Source organism: Halomonas sp. 72, assembly GCF_052379785.1.
Taxonomy (GTDB): Bacteria; Pseudomonadota; Gammaproteobacteria; order Pseudomonadales; family Halomonadaceae; genus Vreelandella; species Vreelandella citrativorans.
Map to the genome: position 1 here is coordinate 96,027 of NZ_JBQSYY010000011.1, position 18,019 is coordinate 114,045.

The 18,019-nt window shown below is 55.2% G+C and carries 19 protein-coding genes; 10 read left to right on the forward strand and 9 right to left on the reverse strand.

Features of this window, described 5'->3' with window-relative positions:
• The first annotated feature begins 109 nt into the window (after window positions 1-109).
• The 5 genes from ACT3T6_RS11565 (at window position 110) to ACT3T6_RS11585 (ending at window position 4,639) form a co-directional block, all read left to right on the forward strand.
• Window positions 110-430: a type II toxin-antitoxin system RelE/ParE family toxin gene (locus tag ACT3T6_RS11565; protein ID WP_192528192.1), complete on the forward strand. Its 321-nt coding sequence runs from the start codon at window positions 110-112 to the stop codon at window positions 428-430.
• Window positions 430-717: a helix-turn-helix domain-containing protein gene (locus tag ACT3T6_RS11570; protein WP_172116060.1), complete on the forward strand. Its 288-nt coding sequence runs from the start codon at window positions 430-432 to the stop codon at window positions 715-717. Before ACT3T6_RS11565 ends, ACT3T6_RS11570 begins: the two co-directional genes overlap by 1 nt.
• A 100-nt stretch (window positions 718-817) precedes the next feature.
• Window positions 818-2,503 carry a dihydroxy-acid dehydratase gene (gene ilvD / locus ACT3T6_RS11575; RefSeq protein ID WP_193053920.1) on the forward strand — a complete coding sequence of 562 codons (1,686 nt, stop codon included), beginning with the start codon at window positions 818-820 and terminating at the stop codon, window positions 2,501-2,503.
• A 612-nt stretch (window positions 2,504-3,115) separates the two neighbouring features.
• A complete protein-coding gene (chrA, locus tag ACT3T6_RS11580; RefSeq protein ID WP_193053919.1) occupies window positions 3,116-4,312 on the forward strand; it encodes a chromate efflux transporter in 1,197 nt (398 codons plus the stop codon).
• A 150-nt stretch (window positions 4,313-4,462) separates the two neighbouring features.
• On the forward strand, window positions 4,463-4,639 hold the full coding sequence (locus tag ACT3T6_RS11585) for a hypothetical protein (protein WP_193053918.1): 177 nt from the start codon (window positions 4,463-4,465) through the stop codon (window positions 4,637-4,639).
• A gap of 117 nt (window positions 4,640-4,756) precedes the next feature.
• Here the strand turns inward: ACT3T6_RS11585 and ACT3T6_RS11590 are convergent, their stop codons facing one another.
• The gene (locus ACT3T6_RS11590; protein ID WP_018918645.1) at window positions 4,757-5,029 is read right to left on the reverse strand and encodes an XRE family transcriptional regulator; all 273 of its coding nucleotides are present in this window, start codon (window positions 5,027-5,029) and stop codon (window positions 4,757-4,759) included.
• Window positions 5,030-5,241: 212 nt separating this feature from the next.
• On the opposite strand from ACT3T6_RS11590, the gene purE reads away from it, so the two are divergent.
• Both purE and ACT3T6_RS11600 read left to right on the forward strand, forming a co-directional pair.
• A complete protein-coding gene (gene purE / locus ACT3T6_RS11595) occupies window positions 5,242-5,757 on the forward strand; it encodes a 5-(carboxyamino)imidazole ribonucleotide mutase (RefSeq protein WP_087108461.1) in 516 nt (171 codons plus the stop codon).
• Window positions 5,758-5,768: 11 nt separating this feature from the next.
• The gene (locus ACT3T6_RS11600; protein ID WP_193053917.1) at window positions 5,769-6,905 is read left to right on the forward strand and encodes a 5-(carboxyamino)imidazole ribonucleotide synthase; all 1,137 of its coding nucleotides are present in this window, start codon (window positions 5,769-5,771) and stop codon (window positions 6,903-6,905) included.
• A 126-nt stretch (window positions 6,906-7,031) separates the two neighbouring features.
• On the opposite strand, the gene ACT3T6_RS11605 is transcribed toward ACT3T6_RS11600, so the two are convergent.
• The 6 genes from ACT3T6_RS11605 to ACT3T6_RS11630 form a co-directional block, all read right to left on the reverse strand.
• Entirely contained in the window at window positions 7,032-7,838 is an 807-nt protein-coding gene (locus tag ACT3T6_RS11605; RefSeq protein WP_193053916.1) for a TraX family protein, read from the reverse strand.
• A 282-nt stretch (window positions 7,839-8,120) separates the two neighbouring features.
• Entirely contained in the window at window positions 8,121-8,891 is a 771-nt protein-coding gene (locus ACT3T6_RS11610; RefSeq protein ID WP_193053915.1) for a transporter substrate-binding domain-containing protein, read from the reverse strand.
• A gap of 131 nt (window positions 8,892-9,022) precedes the next feature.
• A complete protein-coding gene (locus ACT3T6_RS11615; RefSeq protein ID WP_193053914.1) occupies window positions 9,023-9,754 on the reverse strand; it encodes an ABC transporter permease in 732 nt (243 codons plus the stop codon).
• Between the two features lies 1 nt (window position 9,755).
• Window positions 9,756-10,457, reverse strand: coding sequence for an ABC transporter permease (locus ACT3T6_RS11620; RefSeq protein WP_172116068.1), 702 nt, complete (start codon window positions 10,455-10,457; stop codon window positions 9,756-9,758).
• Between the two features lie 14 nt (window positions 10,458-10,471).
• A complete protein-coding gene (locus tag ACT3T6_RS11625) occupies window positions 10,472-11,242 on the reverse strand; it encodes an ABC transporter ATP-binding protein (RefSeq protein WP_406565410.1) in 771 nt (256 codons plus the stop codon).
• 205 nt (window positions 11,243-11,447) lie between these two features.
• A complete protein-coding gene (locus tag ACT3T6_RS11630) occupies window positions 11,448-12,446 on the reverse strand; it encodes a succinylglutamate desuccinylase (protein ID WP_193053913.1) in 999 nt (332 codons plus the stop codon).
• Window positions 12,447-12,793: 347 nt separating this feature from the next.
• Between ACT3T6_RS11630 and wrbA the strand changes: the two genes are divergently transcribed.
• Entirely contained in the window at window positions 12,794-13,393 is a 600-nt protein-coding gene (gene wrbA, locus ACT3T6_RS11635; RefSeq protein WP_087108478.1) for an NAD(P)H:quinone oxidoreductase, read from the forward strand.
• 67 nt (window positions 13,394-13,460) lie between these two features.
• Here the strand turns inward: wrbA and ACT3T6_RS11640 are convergent, their stop codons facing one another.
• Window positions 13,461-14,534, reverse strand: a complete 1,074-nt coding sequence (locus tag ACT3T6_RS11640) for a tartrate dehydrogenase (protein WP_193053912.1) — start codon at window positions 14,532-14,534, stop codon at window positions 13,461-13,463.
• Window positions 14,535-14,645: 111 nt separating this feature from the next.
• Here ACT3T6_RS11640 and ACT3T6_RS11645 point away from each other — a divergent pair, with 111 nt between their 5' ends.
• Complete coding sequence (locus tag ACT3T6_RS11645; protein ID WP_193053911.1) at window positions 14,646-15,587, forward strand: LysR family transcriptional regulator; 942 nt, start codon at window positions 14,646-14,648, stop codon at window positions 15,585-15,587.
• 181 nt (window positions 15,588-15,768) lie between these two features.
• On the opposite strand, the gene ACT3T6_RS11650 is transcribed toward ACT3T6_RS11645, so the two are convergent.
• Window positions 15,769-16,719, reverse strand: a complete 951-nt coding sequence (locus tag ACT3T6_RS11650) for an ABC transporter substrate-binding protein (protein ID WP_193053910.1) — start codon at window positions 16,717-16,719, stop codon at window positions 15,769-15,771.
• Between the two features lie 427 nt (window positions 16,720-17,146).
• Here ACT3T6_RS11650 and ACT3T6_RS11655 point away from each other — a divergent pair.
• A partial coding sequence (locus ACT3T6_RS11655; protein WP_193053909.1) for a LysR substrate-binding domain-containing protein occupies window positions 17,147-18,019 on the forward strand: 873 nt, incomplete at its 3' end.

Below are 18,019 nucleotides of genomic sequence, written 5' to 3' on the forward strand. Positions count from 1 at the left end.
TGCTTAAGACTACTATGGTGCCATAAGTTAAACGTCTTTAGTGGGTGCTATCGATAGGAACTTTTGCAGCTTATGGGTTATCATAAGTGATAACTTTAGGGGCTATTTAATGCAATGGCAGATTGATTTCTATCCTGGTGTTGAAAGCGACATCCTTGGTATGCCGCCAAAAATTCAGGCCAGGATGCTTCGGTTATTAGAAATGGTTGAGCAGCATGGGGCGAACTTGGGTCCGCCGCATACGGAGGCGATGGGAGACGGCCTCTTTGAGATAAGGGCAAAAGCCAAAGAGGGTATAGGGCGCTCCTTATTTTGTTACGTACAGGGCCAGCGGATAGTTGTTCTCCATGCCTTTGTTAAAAAGAGCCAAAAAACGCCTCGCCAAGCGTTAGCACTAGCCCGGTCCAGACAGCGTGAGGTACAGCCGTGATGAATTTAAAAGCATTGAAAGAACAGGCGCTCCAGAATTCTGAGGTTAACGCTGAGTACGAGCGGTTGGCGCCTGAATTTGAATTAGCCAACACGCTTATTTCCATGCGTCAGCGTGCAGGCCTTACTCAGGAAGAGCTGGCTCAGCGTTTACATACTCAGAAAAGCAATATCAGTCGGTTAGAACGTGGTGACAGTAATCCTGGCTGGAAAACACTGCAGCGTTATGCTCAAGCGTGTGGGTTTGATCTGTCTGTCCTGCCTCGACCCCATAAAGCAGCTGTTTAGCTTAAATAGATAACCATGTGTTTTTCATCTTCTCTTGCGCGCAAGCCAGGGTATCCCCAAGCTATGCAGATACTTTGAGTAAAGCCAAGAGGACTTCCCCATGACCGATACACCAAACCATACTCGCCGCCATTCCGCCCCGGTGGTCGATGGCGTGGGTAAAGCCGCCAGCCGTGCCATGCTGCGCGCAGTAGGATTTAACGACGCTGATTTTAAAAAGCCCCAGGTGGGCGTGGCCTCTACCTGGAGCATGGTGACGCCGTGCAACAGCCATATTGGTGAGCTTGCCGAGCAGGCCCGCGAGGGTGCCGATGCTGCAGGCGGTAAAGGTGTGGTCTTCAACACCATCACCATTTCCGACGGTATTGCCAATGGCACCGAGGGCATGAAGTACTCGATGGTCTCGCGGGAGGTGATCGCGGATTCCATTGAGACCGTTGCGGGCTGCGAAGGCTTTGATGGCCTAGTGGCAATTGGCGGTTGCGACAAAAACATGCCGGGCTGCGTAATGGGGCTGGCGCGCTTGAATCGCCCCAGCGTGTTTGTATACGGCGGTACGATTATGCCGGGCAAAGGGCATACCGATATCGTCTCGGTGTTCGAGGCCATGGGCGCTCACTCGCGGGGCGATATGGATTTGATTGAACTCAAGCAGATCGAGGAAACCGCGATTCCTGGTCCCGGTTCGTGTGGCGGTATGTACACGGCTAACACCATGGCATCGGCCATTGAAGCGCTGGGCATGAGCCTGCCGGGCAGCTCGGCACAAAACGCCATTTCCCAGGAAAAACGCGACGACTGTAAAGCGGCGGGCGAGGCGGTGCTTGAGCTGCTGGCGCGGGATATCAAACCTTCCGATATCATGACCCGTAAGGCGTTTGAGAACGCGATTACCGTGGTGATTGCGTTAGGCGGCTCTACCAACGCGGTGCTGCATCTTATCGGCATGGCGCGCACTATCGATGTTGAGCTGACGCTTTCCGACTTTACCGAGATCGGTAAACGCGTGCCGGTAGTGGCAGATCTTCGCCCCAGCGGCCACTACATGATGAGCGAGCTTGTGGCGCTTGGCGGTATTCAACCGCTGATGAAAAACCTGCTGGAAGCTGGCCTTCTACACGGCGACTGCCTGACGGTCACCGGGCAAACACTGGCGGAGAACCTAGCAGGCGTTGAAGCCTATCCGGATGACCAGAAAATTATCGCGCCGCTGGATAAGCCGATTAAAACCGAAAGCCATCTGCGGATTCTTTACGGCAACCTAGCGCCGGAAGGGGCGGTCGCTAAAATTTCTGGCAAAGAAGGCACGCGCTTCTCCGGCACGGCACGGGTGTTTGGTTCTGAAGAAGAAGCCCAGGCGCGCATCAATGATGGCACCGTGGTGGCAGGCGATGTCGTGGTTATTCGCTACGAAGGCCCCAAAGGCGGCCCGGGTATGCGCGAAATGCTCACCCCGACGTCGGCCATTATGGGTCGCGGCTTGGGCAACGACGTCGCGTTGATTACCGATGGCCGCTTTTCAGGCGGTAGCCACGGTTTTGTGGTCGGCCACGTCGCACCGGAAGCCTTTGATGGCGGCCCGCTGGCGCTGGTGGAAAATGGCGATCTCATCACCATCGATGCCGAAGCGGACACTATCGAAGTGCAGCTAAGCGATGAAGAATTGGCAACCCGCCGTGCCGCGTGGCAACAGCCCGCACCGCGCTATACCCGCGGTGTATTGGCCAAATATGCGCGGCTGGTAAGCTCAGCAAGCACCGGCGCCGTTACCGACCAAAGCGAGTAAGTGACGCTGGCGGCCCGGCCATTCGCGCCGGGCCGTCGTTACGGAACACGCCTGTATGCGGTTTGGTGGCGTGCGACAATACGTTTACCGAATTTTGTAGCGCGTGGTAAGCGCCAGCGCACCCGCGGATGCAGCGCGAAGCGGTGCCTGGGTTAAGGATAGGTGGCACATCCGGGGCGGCTGGCGCCGCCATTCGCGGGTGCCTTGCCGTTCGTTCCTCACGGCGCGTTACCGCGCGCTACGCCTTGTGCGGCCATTTGGGGTGGTTCTCGTAGCGCGTGGTAAGCGCAGCGCACCCGCGGATGCAGCGCGAAGCGGTGCCGGGGTTAGGTGGCCCGGCCCGGGCGGCTGGTGTCGCCTTTCGCGGGTGCCTTATTTGCTCGTTCCTCGCAAAACGTTACGCCGCGCTACGAGATATGCCGGTATTCAATTTGGTGGCGTGCGACGATACGTTTACCGAATTTTGTAGCGCGTGGTAAGCGCCAGCGCACCCGCGGATGCAGCGCGAAGCGGTGCCGGGGTTAGGTAATACGGCCCGGGCGGCTTGTCATCACTGCGTAAAATGCAGCGGGTAGCCTAGGCACTTTCTATTACGCAAAAGAGCCTTCCGCTATGGCTGAAGAGAACAATTTACGCACGCGCGTCAGCGAAGTCTTTAGGGTTTTTCTATGGCTTGGCTTGACCTCCTTTGGTGGGCCGGTGGCGCATCTGGGCTATTTTCGGGCTGAGTTTGTGGAGCGCCGCCGTTGGCTTTCGGAGGCTGCCTACGCGGACCTGGTCGCGCTTTGCCAGTTTTTGCCAGGGCCCGCCAGCAGCCAGGTGGGTTTTGCGCTTGGGCTAATGCGCGCGGGCCCCTGGGGAGCCGCGATGGCGTGGCTGGCCTTTACGCTGCCTTCTGCCATTGTGCTGGTACTGTTTGCGTTCGGGGCGACGGTGCTGGATGGCCCGATTGTCAGCCGTATTATTCATGGCTTGAAGATAGTGGCTGTGGCCATTGTGGCCCATGCGGTATGGGGGATGGCGCGTAACCTGTGCCCGGATAAAACCCGCACGGGCATTGCGCTATTGGCCGTATTCACGGTGTTGTTGGTCAGCGGGCCGCTAGGGCAGGTGGGCGCCATTGTGTTCGGTGGCTTGGCGGGGTTCCTGCTATGCCGCGAAGCCGTGACGGCCACGCCAAGCGAAACACTCCACTTTGCTGTGTCGCGCTCAGTTGGTGTTATCGCACTGGGGCTGTTCGCTGGGCTACTGATTGGGTTGCCGTTGCTTGCGGGAAGCGCCGTTTGGCTTGATATTGCCGATGCCTTTTATCGTTCAGGCGCGCTGGTATTTGGCGGTGGGCATGTGGTGCTACCGCTATTACAAGCGGAAGTGGTGGAGTCAGGCTGGATAACGCCGGATGCGTTTTTAACCGGTTACGGAGCGGCACAGGCCGTGCCGGGGCCGCTGTTTACTTTTGCCGCGTACCTTGGGGCGTTACTGCCCGGCATTAATGGCCTTGTTGGGGCGCTAGTGGCCTTGCTGGCCATCTTCATACCAGGGTTTTTACTGCTGGTGGGCGTGCTGCCCTTCTGGAATCGCTTTCGCCAATGGGGCAGTGCTCAGGCATTGATGCGCGGTGCCAATGCCGCAGTGGTAGGGATTCTGGGTGCCGCGCTTTATCAGCCGGTGTGGACCAGCGCGATTATCGGACCGTATGAATTTGCCTTGGCGCTTAGCGGCTTTTTACTGCTTTCCGTGTGGAAGCTGCCTGCCTGGGCGGTTGTGATTGTGATTGCGCTGGGCGGTCTTTTGATACCGGTTCAGTAGATAAATAGTCCGGGTAACGGCTTGGCTTTGCGATTAATCAAAAGCAGCGCACGGCCTTTCCTCTTGGGGCCTTTGTCTTCTACGCTGATGAAATGGTCGCTAGTGAGCTGAGTGGCTCGCTTGACTGTTCATACTGACAAGGAGGCCAGCATGTCGCGACAAGCCCGTATTGATCCTGTTTATGATGTTAACGATCTTAAGGAAACCATTACCGGCTGGTTGGTGGTTGATGTTACAGACCCTGCAAACGAAGTGGTCGTGTCTGAGCACACGTCTAACAAAGAGGCGATTCAAGCAGCGGAGGCGTTAGAGCAGCGCGAAGACTAGGGCTTGATACCTTTCACCTGTACTAGGCGCTTGTACAAGCACTTACTTGAATCAAAACCTTACAAAAACGCCTCGCTTAAGCGAGGCGTTCGTGGTTTAAAGGGCTAATGGCTGCTCCTATGGCGCCTCCAGCTCTAACGTGCGGCGCAGAACATTGAGCTCGTCAATGTTCAGGTGCTCAAGCCTGCCGGCGAGCAAGTCGCTAATCTTCTGTACTGGAAGCCCTGCCTGGCGGGCAATTTCCCGGCTTCCTAGATCTGATACTGCAATTAAACGCGTGATAATGCGCATTAGGCGCGTGCGTTTTTCTAATTCCCTGACATCGAGGTCAGGGCTGCTTCGCGGAGGATCCAGCGTTTCTGCGTGAGCAGTTGAGTATGCCGTACTCATGAGACTCCATCAGTCTGAAATGACAAGGACACAATGCCGCCAACGCAGGCGCATTTCAATATTTAATTTGATGAAAATTTCGCGACACTTGCGAACACCCGCTTGCGGCTTGGCTCTGGTAAACTATGTGCCTTATTTTAGCGTGCACGGCTGCTTCTGGCGTGCGGTACTTTATCGTTTTTTTATATGGCCACTGGCCGGGGAGAAATGGCATGTCGTCGAATAGCGCACCCAAAGTGGGCGTCATTATGGGGTCCAAATCGGATTGGCCGGTGATGGAGCATGCGGTGACGATGCTGGAGCGCTTAGGCGTTGCCTATGAAACGCGTGTGGTCTCTGCCCACCGAACGCCTGACCTGTTGTTCGACTATGCGAAAAGTGCCGCTGAGCGCGGTTTACAGGTAATTGTGGCCGGTGCAGGCGGTGCCGCCCACCTGCCCGGTATGGTGGCCTCACAAACGCCGCTGCCGGTGCTGGGTGTGCCGGTTGAATCCAAAGCGCTTAAAGGCCTTGATTCACTGCTCTCGATTGCGCAGATGCCCGGTGGTATCGCCGTTGGTACGCTGGCGATTGGTAAGGCCGGTGCGACCAATGCGGGCCTGCTGGCCGCGCAGATTGTGGGCCTTCAGGACAGCGCCGTGCGTAACGCGGTTGAGGCCTTCCGTGCAGAGCAGACTCAACTGGTACTGGATAACCCGGACCCGCGCCCCGCGCCGGATGCTGAGTAAAAGGAGCCCCCATGAACTCTGGTACGACAAACATCGGCGTTTTAGGCGCAGGCCAACTGGGTCGCATGCTGGCGCTGGCGGGCTACCCGCTAGGCAATCGGTTTACGTTCCTGGATACCACAGGTAACCCAAGTGCGGGCATCGGCGAGGTCATTGTCGACCCGGATAATCAGCACTTGGCTGAGTTTCTCGCCAAGGTGGATGTCGTGACTTACGAGTTCGAGCATCTACCGGTGACGCTTGTGCAGGAGATCGAAAAGCACAAGCCGGTGTATCCAGGTAGCCGAGCGATCGAGGTCTGCCAAAACCGGGTTGAAGAGAAAACCCTGTTTGATCGCTTGAACATCCCGACGCCTGCTTACCGTGTGGTCGAGAGCGCAGAGCAACTGGAAGCGGCCGCCCGCGAGCTTGGCTGCCCGGTGGTGGCAAAGTCCGTCACGGAAGGTTACGACGGCAAAGGTCAGGCGGTTTTAAAAGCGCCAGAAGAGGCGGCTAACGCTTGGCAGAGCATTGGCCATACGCAGCTGATCGTTGAAGCGTTTGTGGATTTTGTTCGCGAAGTTTCGATGATTGCTGTACGCGGTCGCGATGGCGAGGTAGTTTTCTACCCCATGGCAGAGAACCAGCATGTGGGCGGTATTCTGCGTTACTCGGTGGCGCCGCTGCCCGACCTGGACGCTCAGGTGCAGCAAACGGCTGATACGTATATTCGTGCGCTGCTGGATGAGCTGGATTACGTGGGCGTGCTGGCGCTTGAACTGTTCCAAACCCGCGATGGCAGCCTGCTGGCTAACGAGATGGCGCCACGCGTGCATAACTCCGGCCATTGGACGATGGATGGAGCGGTTACCAGCCAGTTCGAGAACCATCTACGCGCGGTTCAAGGATTACCACTGGGCAGCACAGCGGCCATTGCGCCCACCTGTATGGTCAATGTGATTGGCCAGGAGGGCGACAACGTGGCCATGCTCAAGCTTGCCAATACCCATGTGCACCGTTATGACAAAGCCGAGCGGGCAGGGCGCAAGCTGGCCCACGTTAATGTGGTGGCGGCAACCCACGCTGAACTGCTGGAAAAGGTGCGCGCCTGCCAGGCACTGATACCCGATGCCCCGGCGGTTGAGTGGAGTTTTGAGTGCTCATTATAGATAAGCGTTAATAAGTTACTGAAAAGGCGCCCCACGATGTGAGGCGCCTTTTTTTATTCCGGTATTAAGCTCTTTTTTAAGACCGTTTTAAGCTCTGTTTAAAGTCCAGCGAATCAGTATGAACGTTTACCAACCCAGCACAATACGCCCGCTCAGCAATAGCCACAGCGCGATTAACGCAAAGTGCCCAGGGTACCAGGCTAACCAAAGCCTGCGAGGCATGGCAAACGTTACCACAGGCACGCGTTGAGCCAGGCCAGCAGCCAGTATCAGCACCACGACACAGGTGCCCACGGTAAACGATTTTGCCATATCCGAGGCGTTCATTTGCCCGGCAACCCAGAGTACGGGAAAGGCGGCTAAGCCTGCCCAAAGTCGCGCCTGAAAATGGGTGCCCGCTTGGCTAAGTGAATGCATGGCAAACATGAATAGTGGTATCAACAGCAAGCCGTTGTGGCCGTACTCCACCCAGAAACCGAGCAGGTACCACACCGTGACGCCCACTGCTGTGCCCAGCAGCAGCCAGCCAAACCCCAGCGTTTGCTGTTGGTAGTGCTGCCAGCCTTGGCGCGCCAGTGTGCCCAAGGCCAGGCCACTGGCCAGCGTAAAGCAGACGTTAAAAATCAACGCATCCGATGCGCGTGGCATCATCATATAGGGGAGTTGCGCTACCAGCCCGATAACCAGAATACGCCGTGAATAGCGCATTGGGTTACGGGTATTAAACAGCCCGTGCCAGGCGACCATGGCGGCAAACAGTGGAAAGGCAATCCGGCCAATAGAGGAGCCTGCCCAGCTAAAATCCCCAGGCAGTACATAGCGGGTAAGGTGGTCTACCGTCATGGTAATGAGCGCGAGCCACTGGCCCCAGCCTGTCCAGTAGGAAGACGGGCGTCGGTCGATGTCTGGTGTGGCGCTAAGGGTTACTGCCATAAAACCTCCCTGTTTTTATGACTAAATTACGGTGATAGCGAAATGACGTTTCATCGCTATATGGGTTATATCGGCTATATGAACCATATCGGCTATATGCACATGGAGAATGATACAGAGACTCTTTCACGCTGACCTGGTTCATTCCAAGGGGCAGCGTGCTTGTTAATGGGGCTGTGTACCTGGTTTTTAAGCCGCTGATGAAAGGAGAAAAAAGGCCAAGGCGTAAATAAATCACCCCGGCAAAGGCCGGGGTGATGGGGCAGTCACTACGCTATGTGATTACTCTTCGCCAAAATAGCGAGCGTGAATCTCATCGTAGGTGCCGTTTTCTTGAAGTGTTGCGAGGGCTTCGTTGAATTTTTCGGCAAGCGCTTCATCACGCTGGCGGAAGGCGATACCAAAGCCGTCACCAAAGTACTCTTTAGGCTCAGTGATTTTTTCGCCCACAATGGTGTAGTCAGCGTCTTCGTTTTCAACCAGCGTTGACTGGCCGATCGGGAAGTCGAGGAAGACGATATCCAGACGCTGCGCGTCCATATCCAGCACCATATCATCGGCGGTGGAGTAGCGGCTGATATCGGCCACGCTGCCGTAGTTATCGGTGACGTAGTTGTCCTGAAGTGTGCCGCGTTGAACGCCGATGGTCAGGCCTTCAAGGGTTTCTTCATTGGCTTCGTCGATATCCAGGTCGCTTGCGGCAAACCAGGCAGACGGCATGGTGATGTAGGGGTCAGAGAACAGCACCTGCTGGCGACGTTCATCGTTGATGGTCATGGAGGACATGACAGCATCGTAGTTGCGTGACAGAAGGCCCGGAATAATGCCGTCCCACTCCTGCTCGATCCACTCGCAGGTCACGCCGATCTCTTCACACATGGCGTTGCCCAGCTCGATATCAAAACCGGTCAGGTCGCCTTCAGGGGTGCGGAATTCCATCGGGACATAAGGTACATCAACACCAATACGCACCTCATCATAATCACGTGCCTGGGCGGAAGAGGCCGCAGCAACAGCCAAACCAATTAAAGAAACTGATAGCAACTTTTTCATTATTTAACTCCGTTGTAAAACAGGTTCACCCGAGGTGATCCTCTTTAACGTAACCCAGGTTGAGGCCGGCGGAAAGAGGAAAACGCCTTGTGAACCAACGTTTGTTTGACGTTCGCTCGTCATCGAACCGTTTACGGGGTTTGTGGCTTTAAGTGCGCAAGTAATTTCTTCTCTAAAAAGCGGAAGAAAAACAGAATGGCAAACGTTAAGCACAGGTAAATAGCCGCGACAAACAGGAAGGGCTCAAACGGCGTATAGAACCGTGAATAGACATAGCGGGCAGCTCCGGTCAGATCCATTAAGGTGACCACGCTGGCTATCGCGCTAGCATGAAGCATGAAAATCACTTCATTGCCGTAGGCGGGTAGAGCGCGACGAAATGCGCTGGGGATAATGATCCGGCGCATCATCAGGCTTTGGGACATGCCGTAAGCGCGGGCCGCTTCAATTTCACCTTTGGACGTTGCCTTGATCGCTCCTCGGAAAATCTCTGTGGTATAAGCGGCCGTGTTAAGAGTGAAAGCGATCAGTGCGGGGTAGAAGGCCTCACGGAAGATCGGCCACAAAAAGCTTTCCTGGATGCCGTCAAAAAACACCACGCCATAGTAAATAATATACAGCTGGACCAGCAGCGGCGTGCCACGAAACACGTAGGTATAGGCATACACGGGCAGGCTGATCCATTTACGCCGTGAGCTGCGCATAATGGCAAGCGGCACCGCTAGCACCAGCCCGATTACCAGCGACAGAAACACCAGCTGTGTGGTGGTGACAAGCCCTGTCCAGTAGTAGCCCATTGTAGTGGGGGTGAAAATCAGATTGCCGGACAAAAGGTCATTAAACCATGTGGAAATATCTAGCATGTCACTGCTCCCCAAAGCCGATGTCGTAGCGCTTTTGTAGCCGGGCAAAAATCCACTCGGAGACGCTGGCAATCAACAGATAGGCAACGGCTACAGGGATTAAAAACACAAACGGCTCATGAGTCGCTCGGGAGGCTTCAGCGGCCACGCGAACCATATCGGTCAGGCCGATTACCGAGACGAGCGCGGTGGTTTTCAGCAGCACCATCCAGTTATTGGAGAGCCCGGGCAGCGCATGGCGCATCATTTGCGGGAAACGAATGCGGCGAAAGACCAGTGTGCTGCTCATCCCGTAGGCTTTGCCTGCCTCAATTTGGCCGTTATCGACGGCCATAAAGGCGCCCCGGAAGGTCTCGCCCATATAGGCACCAAAAATAAACCCAATGGTCAGTACGCCCGCGGCAAAGGCATTGAAATTAATGTAAATATCAATGTCGTAGCTGTAGTAAAGAATATCACTAATCGCGTTAACACCGATTTGGCCGCCGTAAAACAGCAGCATCATCAAGACAAGGTCTGGCACGCCGCGAATCAGCGTCGTGTAAACGGTTGCCGTGCCGTGCAATAGCCAGTGGCGTGACATCTTGGCTGTGGCGGTGAGAAGGCCTAGCGCGATGGCTAACAGTAGCGATAAAACCGCTAGTTGAACGGTGACCCCGGCACCTTCGATCAAACGGGGGCCGTACCCTTGCAAATCCAGCATGGTCGCCTCGCAGATCAGTAGTTAGGAGTAAGAAACTGTTTTAGTCGGGACGATTGGGGGTTGCCTAATACATCATCTGGCGCCCCGGCTTCCTCTACCAAGCCCTGATGAAGATAGATCACCTTGCTTGAGACATCGCGAGCAAAGCTCATCTCATGGGTAACCACCACCATGGTACGCCCTTCATTGGCCAGATCGCGCATGACTTTCAGCACGTCGCCAACAAGCTCCGGGTCCAGCGCCGAGGTCGGCTCATCAAACAGCATAACCTCTGGGTTCATGGCCAGTGCCCGAGCAATCGCGCCGCGCTGCTGCTGGCCACCTGACATTTGCGCTGGGTAGGCGTTGGCGCGGGCGGTTAGCCCCACACGCTCAAGCAGCGCATGGGCTTGTTCAATCGCTTCTTTTTTAGGAAGGCCGAGCACATGGATAGGCGCTTCAATTATATTTTCAAGCAGCGTCATGTGTGCCCAGAGATTGAAATTCTGAAACACCATGGAAAGCTTGGCACGCATTTGGACAACCTGTTTCCAATCGGCTGGCTCGCGTCCGTGCCGGTTCACCTTAAAGCGTATCGGGTCGCCGTGAAGGATAATCTCGCCCTCATCCGGCTGCTCTAACAGGTTCATACAGCGCAGAAAGGTACTTTTACCCGACCCTGAAGCGCCAATTAGCGTGATGACATCACCTTTTTGGGCTTCGAGTGAAAGGCCTTTCAGAACTTCCGTATCGCCGAAGCGCTTTTTAATATTACGCACTTCCAGGGGAGTAGCGGCCATAAACATAGGCTCCAGTACAAAGTTGCCGCGGTAGCAACGTGTTGAGTTAACGTAGGCTAAATGCGGCTGGCGCGAAAAAAGTGGCGATTCTATCAGGCTCAGCGAAAAATGCGTGCTTTCCTTATACGATAAATGTAGGAAGGCGGCCGTAAGTGATACGCGTGTGCCTCGATATTATCTCCATGTTGTTGTTATTAAATAACTATTAAGCTTATTTTGCGGTTTGACTTGGAGGGTGAATCGGGGCCACCAAAAGCGCCGCCCGCGCCCCCAACGCCACGTTGGCATTAGGAAATACGACATGTAGCGGCGTCTCGCCCACCACGAAATCGCCTGCCACGCTATCCCGGGCCAAACGCGTGCCGGGCTCAAAACGGCTGAAGTTGGGCATGTCTGCATCAACGTAGAGCGTAAAGTCCTCCGCTTGGCGCTTAAGTTCATGCTCTACCTGAAAGAATACCATGCTCGCTGGGTCTTGCTGAGCAGGCGTTTCGCCTTTGCTGAGTGACGTAAGCAGCGCGCCCATTGGGATTAGCGATGCCCTGTCATTTTGCCCGAAAGGGGCGACGCGGCCTAGCTCAAAAGTGAACGCTTGAGCGCCGTGGTAGTGCTTGCTGTAGTGCGAGAAGGTCCAGCTTGTCTGGTGTTGATGAAGCACGGCCTGCATGCCCGCAGCCGCAAGCCACTGCCACTGCTCCGGCAGGGTCGCAGTGTTAGCAAATGGCTCGACAACAAAAATCGGGTAGAGGCTTTCACGAATGGCGGTGTGCAAGTCATAGTGCAACCTGGGCCGCGCGGCATGAGTTGCATAAAATCGGTCTACCGCAGCCATTAATTCACGTGCGCGTTCTGGCTCCTCACCACTGTCCGTTAAGTCATGCTTGAAGAGGCGGTTAAGGTTGGTTGCTATAAACCGTTGCTGAGCGCGTAGCGCGGGGATATTACCAAGGATGACCAGTACGGGAGCACCCAGTGGGGCGGTGCCTGCTTCCAGGGCGCTTAGCCACTCACCGAGCAATTCAACCGGGGCCGTTTCGTTGCCATGAATCGCCGCTGAAAAAACGCAGGCATAGGCCTCTGGCTGTGGCGTATGGGGGATAAGCTCCATAATGCCGGGGGCATGAAACCGATAAGTACCGCTTGGGAATTGGCCGCTACGCTGTACGGGAAGGTGCCCATCAAGGGTCCAGTCAAGCCAGTGATTCAGCATTATCGGCCTCTTGTTATTGGTTGGAAATCCACACGCTATCTTTAACATGCTCAAAAACGGGAGCAAGCATTAGCGTCGTGGTTATGAAAATGGCGGGCGCTCGAGTGTAAGACGGTACCTAAAATGCTCACGGTGAGTGGGCGTTTTAATAGGAAGGGCGCTTTGCCACGCACTTTTGGGATTCAATGCGAGAAACCAGCCGCTGCTTTGTATCTGCGTAAGGTGAAAATCGAAGAGTGCAGGGGGAAAACATTCGCTTTTCGCTGCTGCAGGCTAGGCTATGTTGTAGTCATTCCCTAATCGGAATGCCATTAACGTAGCTAAAACGCAGTCCAAAGGAGTAAGCAATGACAAAGGTATTGGTACTTTACTATTCCATGTATGGGCATGTTGATACCTTGGCCAAGGCCGTTGCAGAAGGGGCAAGGAAAGTTGAAGGCGTAGAGGTAACCGTTAAGCGAGTACCTGAAACCATGCCCGCAGATGCCTTCAAAAATGCCGGCGGTAAGCAGGATTACGATACGCCCGAAGCGACCCCCCAGGAACTGGCCGATTACGATGCGATTATTGTTGGTACCCCAACCCGCTTTGGCAATATGACCGGCCAAATGCGCACCTTTTTTGACCAAACCGGCGGCTTATGGGCTAACGGCACCTTGCGTGGCAAAGTGGCGAGTGTGTTTACCTCAACAGGTACCGGCGGTGGCGATGAGATGACGATTACCTCCACCTGGACGACGCTTGCCCACCACGGCATGGTGATTGTGCCCGTCGGTTATGGTATTGAAGAGCAGTTTGATATTTCCGAAGTCAGCGGTGGTAATCCTTACGGAGCGGCGACTTTGGCAGGTAGTGACGGCTCCCGCCAGCCAAGCGAGCGTGAACTGAAGCTTGCGCGCTTTCAGGGCGAGCACGTTGCGAAAATCGCTGCGAAGTTAGCGGAGTAACCAACCGCCAATAAAAAGCCACCCCGTCGATAATTATCTGCGGGGTGGCTTTCCTATGGCGAAGGGATTACTGGCTTAAACGTTTGGCAATCGCGCGGCCCAGGCTTTCTGTGGTGCCTTGGCCGCCAACATCACGGGTGACCACTTGGCTGTCACCTTCGCGAAGCACGTCTTCAATGGCTGTCACCATCGCATCAGCGGCTTCTTTATAGCCCAAGTGCTCAAGCATCATGGCGCCAGACCAAATTTGCCCAATTGGGTTGGCGATACCTTTGCCTGCAATATCCGGTGCGCTGCCGTGTACCGGCTCAAACAGGCTAGGGAATTTGCCTTCAGGGTTAATGTTGGCCGAAGGGGCAATGCCGATAGTGCCGGTACACGCTGGCCCCAGGTCGGAAAGAATATCGCCAAACAGGTTGCTGCCGACGACCACGTCAAACCAGTCCGGGTGCAGTACAAAGTTGGCGGTCAGAATATCAATATGGAATTTATCAACATCAATCTCCGGATACTGCTTGGCCATTTCCAGCACGCGCTCGTCCCAGTAGGGCATGGTGATAGAGATACCGTTGGATTTGGTGGCCGAGGTGAGCTTTTTACGCGGGCGGGTTTGTGCCAGATCAAACGCGTACTTAAGCACGCGGTCAACACCTGTACGCGACATCACGGTTTCCTGGATGACAATTTCGCGCTCGGTGCCTTCAAACATCTTGCCGCCGATGCTTGAGTATTCGCCCTCGGTGTTTTCGCGCACCACGTAAAAGTCGATATCGCCCGGTTCACGCCCAGCAAGCGGGCTTTTAATACCGGGCATTAACTTGCAAGGGCGCAGGTTGATGTACTGGTCGAACTGGCGGCGAAACTGCAGCAGCGAGCCCCAAAGGGAAATATGGTCGGGCACTTTGTCGGGCCAGCCGACCGCGCCGTAAAACAGCGCATCGAACCCTTTTAGCTGTTCAAACCAGTCGTCCGGCATCATTTGGCCGTGCTCCAGGTAGTAGTCGCAGCTGCCAAATTCAAAGGTCGTGAACTCAAGGTCGATATTAAAGCGCTTGGCTGCGGCTTCAAGGGCGCGAATACCTTCGGGCATGACTTCGGTACCAATGCCGTCGCCAGCGATCACTGCAATACGGTGGGCCATTTGGATTCCTTGTTATTAAAAAAGATGAGCGATGAACGCAGTGTAGCCGCTATCTGAGTGATAATAATCAGGCTACTATTCAAGCTATTGTTGCCTGAAAGTGGAGAATCCATGTCGGCGCTAGACGATCTTGCATTTTTTCAGCAGTTAGCACGTGCAGGAAGTTTGACAGGAACGGCGCGTGAACTGGGGCTTTCGCTGTCGGCGGTGAGCAAGCGCTTAAAGCAGCTAGAGGCGCGGTTGGGCGTGGAGCTTGCCGCACGCACTACTCGGCGGCTGACACTCACGGCAGAAGGCGAACGTTATCTCTCCCGCGGGGCGCTGATTCTGGATGAGTTGGGGGAGCTTGAGAACTCTCTCAACGACACACATAAGCATGGGCTTAGCGGACGGCTGCGGGTTAATGCCACCTTTGGTTTTGGTCGGCAGCACATTGCGCCGCTGCTCTCCACCTTTTGTGCAACGCACCCAGCGGTTGAGGGATGGCTGGAGCTCACCAATTTTCCACTTAACCTGAGCGATCACGGCTTTGATGTCGGTATACGGATTGGCGAGCCGCCGGATTCACGTTTGATTGCTCGGCCAATTTTGCCTAATCGCCGAGTGCTGTGTGCAGCGCCTGGTTATATCGCCCGTATGGCACCGCTGAACGCGCCTGGTGACCTTGTGCGCCAAGCGTGCCTGGTGATTCGTGAAAACGATACGGATTTTCCCCTTTGGCGTTTTGAGCGCTGTAATGACCCAGGGTGTGTTCAGTCAGTGAAGGTGAGTGGGCGGCTGGCCAGTAACGATGGAGAAGTCATAACTCGGTTGGCCCTGGACGGACACGGGATAATGATGCGCTCCTGGTGGGATGTAAACGAGCACTTGGCCAGCGGGGCGCTGGTGCCGCTGCTGCCTGAGTGGCAGGGCGTGCGGGCCGACTTTTATGCGGTATTTGAGCAGCGCCGCCATGTGCCCACGCGGTTAGGCGCTTTTATTGATCATGTGCAGCGTGACATAAGCGGGCGAGTACCGCCGCTGCCAGGCCTCGGCCTCGATGAACGACGGTGACCAGCTCATCACGCACTGACATGTTTGGTCAGAAACCAGTGGATAAAATAAGTATCTTGTTAGGGACTCAGTTCTGAGTATGTGGCAAGGCCTTTAGCGAGGCGAGCACCGCGACCGGGGAGGGCCGCGGCGCATCCTTGCTACGTTAAATGGTTGCGATGCGTTGGCATAAGATGCGCACTTATAACGTCAACTGCGCTTTAATAATTGGCCAAGCGGGTTCGCCGTCGGTGTTCGTTACCTCGGTAAGCATGGCTTCTACCCGCTCGGGATGATTGCTGATCCACTCCTGGGCTACCTCGGAAAGCGCACGCTCGTCTTGGCCAAACGCCTGGATCATCCAGCTTTGTTCGTCAGCGGTGAAGCTGAACTGCTCAAAAAACGTAGTGATATTGGGGTTGGCTTCAGCATAGTCGGCGCGCAGCACGGTAAGTACATCACTTTCACCGTTGTTTTCACCGAACAGATTGTCTGGATCCTCCAGGTAACGCATGGGTAGCTCAAGGTTCATCCAGTGAGGAGTCCAGCCGACCCAGACCACCGCTTGTTCACGCTCGATAGCATCGCGAGCGGCGGACAGCATGGCGATTTCGCTGGTATCAACCAGGCGCCAGTCACCCAGCTCCCAAGCGTCATTATCAATGGCGTCATGGAGAATTTCGCTGGCGGCCGAGCCGGCGCCAAAGCTGAGAATCTGACCGTTAAACAGGTCGCGGTTTTCGGCAAGGTCAGCAAAACTTTGAATGCCGCTCTCGTAAATATAGCTAGGCACCGCCAGCGTCATTTGCGCGCCGTCAACGTTGTTCGCCACATCAATCAGCACGCCTGACTCTTTGCGTGGGGTGAACATGTCACGCTGAGCAGGCAGCCAGGCGCCCAGAAATACATCGATATCACCGCTCTCCATACCCTGATAGATCACCTGCAGGCCAATTTCTTGCGCGCGGGTTTCATAACCCAGCGGGTTTAACAGCTGTTCGGCTATTTCCGTCTTTACGGTGATGCCAGGCCAAGCGGGAACACCAAAATCAAGTGTTTGATCATCGCCGTGCGTGGTGGACGCAAAGGCAGCGGATAAGAGTGCTGTGGCTACCAACGGCATGCTGGGTGAGAGGCGTAGGCGGGTTTTCATTGAGATCTCCTTGCTGAGTTTTTATATCGCGCGGGGCGGTTTATGAGTGGCGTGCCAACACACGCAGGCGAGAGGCGAGCATGTCGCGGTCCAAATACGTGCCCTGGAGGTGACGAGCGCCGCTATCAAGGGTAATGACGGGGCACGAACGCTAGGCTCTGTCTGAAAAGTGTCTGCGCTCGACAATACGGCGTTAAAAATTGGCTCAAAATACTCATTTACACATGTAAACTCCGTTTTTTCGCCAATTTTTGCCTTGTCTTGTCTTCGCTCGTCGACTGTTCAGACAGACCCTAATATCGGTTGCTTCGTCCTGAAAGCGAAAATCGACCGGGGGCTCACCCGGATAGGATGCGCACTCGTCATGGCTCAAACAAATGATTAATATGGCCTCTAAGACCTTATTTTACTTATAGGTGAATTTATCATGAGTCAATTACCGCCACTGTTATGGCTACAGGCATTTGAGTCGGCGGCGCGAACGCTCAGCTTTACCGCGGCTGGAAATGAGTTGGCTGTTACCCAAGCGGCCATTAGTCAGCGAGTTCGGTTGTTGGAGGAGCGGTTGGGGCAAAAGCTCTTTGTGCGCCATGCGCGAAGCTTAACGCTTACGCCTGTAGGGCAAGCCTGGCTGCCCAGTATCAATGATGCTTTTTCGCGGATCAGCGAAGGAACGGCTGAGGTGTTTGGCGCTACCAGCGGGCAGCCTGTGACATTAAGAGCCACGCCGATTCTCCAGCAATCCTGGCTGGCGCCGCGTTTGGCTGCTCTTTACCAGCACTGTCCACACATCACCATTCGCCTGGTCAGCGCTATCTGGCCAGATGACTATGGGGTAGAGGGCGCGGATATCGAAATCCGTTATGGGCGGGGTGAATGGAGTGGCGTTGAAATGCACTCGCTAGGTGATGAACAATTGCTGCCAGTGTGTTCGCCAGCGCTTGCTGCAACGCTAACAACGCCTGCCGATTTAAGAGGGCACACGTTGCTTCATGCGGTAGGTTTTGGTGTCGGCTGGTCAGGCTGGCTACAGGCGGCGGGCGTGGGTCACTTGGAAACGCAATGTCGTTCTATGACATGCGATAACCAGGTGATGACGTTAGCGTTAGCTAGCCAAGGCGCAGGGGTAGCGCTTATTCATCACCGTTTGTTGGAGCAGCGCAATGACCTGGTGACGCCGTTTCCGGCTATTAGTGTGCCAAGCGATGAGCAGTTCTGGCTGGTACGTCCCAGCCGTCGGCAGGTAGATGACGAAGCAGCCTTAGTCTGGGCGTGGTTAGCGAAAGATATTGGAGCTGCT

Bases quoted from the DNA above. Each gene is read 5' to 3' on its own strand.
- ACT3T6_RS11640 (WP_193053912.1), bottom strand. From the start codon at position 14,534: ATGGCCCACCGTATTGCAGTGATCGCTGGCGACGGCATTGGTACCGAA.
- ilvD (WP_193053920.1), top strand. From the start codon at position 818: ATGACCGATACACCAAACCATACTCGCCGCCATTCCGCCCCGGTGGTC.
- purE (WP_087108461.1), top strand. From the start codon at position 5,242: ATGTCGTCGAATAGCGCACCCAAAGTGGGCGTCATTATGGGGTCCAAA.
- ACT3T6_RS11630 (WP_193053913.1), bottom strand. From the start codon at position 12,446: ATGCTGAATCACTGGCTTGACTGGACCCTTGATGGGCACCTTCCCGTA.
- ACT3T6_RS11565 (WP_192528192.1), top strand. From the start codon at position 110: ATGCAATGGCAGATTGATTTCTATCCTGGTGTTGAAAGCGACATCCTT.
- ACT3T6_RS11605 (WP_193053916.1), bottom strand. From the start codon at position 7,838: ATGGCAGTAACCCTTAGCGCCACACCAGACATCGACCGACGCCCGTCT.
- ACT3T6_RS11600 (WP_193053917.1), top strand. From the start codon at position 5,769: ATGAACTCTGGTACGACAAACATCGGCGTTTTAGGCGCAGGCCAACTG.
- ACT3T6_RS11620 (WP_172116068.1), bottom strand. From the start codon at position 10,457: ATGCTGGATTTGCAAGGGTACGGCCCCCGTTTGATCGAAGGTGCCGGG.
- ACT3T6_RS11610 (WP_193053915.1), bottom strand. From the start codon at position 8,891: ATGAAAAAGTTGCTATCAGTTTCTTTAATTGGTTTGGCTGTTGCTGCG.
- ACT3T6_RS11585 (WP_193053918.1), top strand. From the start codon at position 4,463: ATGTCGCGACAAGCCCGTATTGATCCTGTTTATGATGTTAACGATCTT.
- ACT3T6_RS11570 (WP_172116060.1), top strand. From the start codon at position 430: ATGAATTTAAAAGCATTGAAAGAACAGGCGCTCCAGAATTCTGAGGTT.
- ACT3T6_RS11615 (WP_193053914.1), bottom strand. From the start codon at position 9,754: ATGCTAGATATTTCCACATGGTTTAATGACCTTTTGTCCGGCAATCTG.
- ACT3T6_RS11625 (WP_406565410.1), bottom strand. From the start codon at position 11,242: ATGTTTATGGCCGCTACTCCCCTGGAAGTGCGTAATATTAAAAAGCGC.
- ACT3T6_RS11645 (WP_193053911.1), top strand. From the start codon at position 14,646: ATGTCGGCGCTAGACGATCTTGCATTTTTTCAGCAGTTAGCACGTGCA.
- ACT3T6_RS11650 (WP_193053910.1), bottom strand. From the start codon at position 16,719: ATGAAAACCCGCCTACGCCTCTCACCCAGCATGCCGTTGGTAGCCACA.
- chrA (WP_193053919.1), top strand. From the start codon at position 3,116: ATGGCTGAAGAGAACAATTTACGCACGCGCGTCAGCGAAGTCTTTAGG.
- wrbA (WP_087108478.1), top strand. From the start codon at position 12,794: ATGACAAAGGTATTGGTACTTTACTATTCCATGTATGGGCATGTTGAT.
- ACT3T6_RS11590 (WP_018918645.1), bottom strand. From the start codon at position 5,029: ATGAGTACGGCATACTCAACTGCTCACGCAGAAACGCTGGATCCTCCG.